2 protein-coding genes and 1 pseudogene are annotated in these 1,651 nt (G+C 68.9%); 2 read left to right on the top strand and 1 reads right to left on the bottom strand.

Going from position 1 to position 1,651, the window contains the following annotated elements; translation table 11 throughout:
- Both JMF90_RS36230 and JMF90_RS36225 read left to right on the top strand, forming a co-directional pair.
- Positions 1 to 282 (top strand): annotated as a pseudogene (locus JMF90_RS36230) (LysR family transcriptional regulator); the annotation flags it as partial.
- Positions 283 to 326: 44 nt separating this feature from the next.
- Complete coding sequence (locus tag JMF90_RS36225) at positions 327 to 647, top strand: hypothetical protein (protein ID WP_011547352.1); 321 nt, start codon at positions 327 to 329, stop codon at positions 645 to 647.
- Between the two features lie 31 nt (positions 648 to 678).
- Here JMF90_RS36225 and JMF90_RS36220 read toward each other — a convergent pair whose 3' ends face one another.
- Entirely contained in the window at positions 679 to 1,581 is a 903-nt protein-coding gene (locus JMF90_RS36220; RefSeq protein WP_012339717.1) for a LysR family transcriptional regulator, read from the bottom strand.
- Between the last annotated feature and the right edge of the window lie 70 nt (positions 1,582 to 1,651).

The raw sequence follows: 1,651 nt of genomic DNA, 5'->3' as shown, positions 1-1,651 counted from the left end.
ATGCATCAGGTCGCGGTGCGCTCGCTCGACGAGCAACACACGCCATACGTGCTCGTGCACAGCGCGTCGGGCGTCGCGGGGTTGCAGTCGATGCTCGCGGCGGGGCTCGGCGTCGGCTGCCTGTGCGCGTCGGCGATCGGCGACGGCCTGATGCGGCTCGGCACGAAATACCGGCTGCCGCCGCTGCCGGACGCGGTGTTTTCGCTGACGCCGCCGTTGCCGGGCGAACGCGAGACCGTCACTCAGGCGCGCGAGGTGCTGTCGCGTCAACTGCTGATGTAAAACCATGCCGCGCGACACCGAGCGGCACGTCGGGAGCCATGGGCATGAACGACGAACTGAAGAACCAGATGGCCGCGAAGCTGCAGTATGCGCTGGAGCGCGTGGTCGACGAGCGTTCGCTGATTCATTTTTTGCGCGTGCTCGGCCATGACTGGCACACGGAGCGGCAGCTCGAGGCCGACGTGCCGCTGTCGCCGTATGCGCACGCGGCGCTCGGCTGGGAAAACCGGTCGATCGGCGAATACCTGGAAGCGATGATCGACTGGGCCGAGGCGTCGGAAGAGGGGCTGCGCTTCTACGACGTGCCCGATAACCCTTGGCGGCGCATCGCGGACATCCTGTTCGCCGGAAAAATCTACGAATAGCGCGGCCTGCGCGATTCACGCCCACTGCTTTCTACTCGGCGACCTCACCGTCCGCATACGCCCGCAGCCCGTTGGCCAGCGCATCGAACACGGCCCGGGAGCGCGGGCTGGTCCGCAGATCTTCGTGCATCACGACCCAGGTGTCCAGCCGCATCCCGAGCGCGTCCGGCAGCACGCGTACGAGCCGTGCGTCGCGTTTCGCGAGCGCCGACTGGCAGAAACCGATCCCGTAGCCGGCACGGATCATCGCGAGCTGCGCGAGATTGCTGTCGGTACGCAGCGCGAACGCGTCGCGCTTCCACAGCGGCATGCCGCGCCCCGCCGAACGAATGAACGGCGTGACGGTATCGAAGCCGATCAGCGTGTGATGCGCGAGCGCATCGATCGTCGCGGGCGCGCCGTGGTGCGCCAGGTAATCGTCGCGCGCATACAGCCCGACCTCGATTTCGCCGACGCGCCGCGCGACGAGCGCGTCCTGCGCGGGCGGCGCCATCCGCACCGCGATGTCGGCCTCGCGCTTCAGCACGTCCTGGATGCGGTCGGTCGGCACCAGTTCGATCACGAGCCCCGGATGATCGCGCCGCAACTGCGCGAGCAGCGGCGGCAGTACCTCGACGGCGATCACGTCGCTGGCCGAGATCCGCACGATGCCGCGCACGCCGGCGCCGTGGCTGGCCGCCGCGCGCTCGAACGCGGCCGCCGCGCTGCGCAGCGCCTCCGCGTGGCCGCGCAGCGCGAGCGCGGCCTCGGTCGGCAGCAGGCCCGACGGCGAGCGCGTGAACAGTGTCTGGCCGAACGCGGCTTCGAGCGCCGCGACATGGCGGCCGGCCGTCGGCTGCGTGATGCCGAGCGCGCGCGCCGCGCCGGACAGCGAGCCTTCCGTCAGGACCGCGAGGAAGGTGCGGTAGCGTTCCCAGTTCAGATCGATGGTCATACATAAATGTATAGCCGATCTGCCAGGTTCGGCAATTCCTTGATAGTCACCGGCGCGCCAGAATGCGTGT

Origin of the sequence: Burkholderia sp. E168m23 (assembly GCF_016586125.1) — a bacterium.
GTDB lineage: Bacteria > Pseudomonadota > Gammaproteobacteria > Burkholderiales > Burkholderiaceae > Burkholderia > Burkholderia orbicola.
Note: the sequence above shows the minus strand (reverse complement) of the source record. Positions and strands in the feature narration are given on the sequence as shown.

What these genes read in the sequence shown, in the direction of transcription:
- JMF90_RS36225 (WP_011547352.1), top strand. Translation starts at nt 327, where the DNA reads ATGAACGACGAACTGAAGAACCAGATGGCCGCGAAGCTGCAGTATGCG.
- JMF90_RS36220 (WP_012339717.1), bottom strand. Translation starts at nt 1,581, where the DNA reads ATGACCATCGATCTGAACTGGGAACGCTACCGCACCTTCCTCGCGGTC.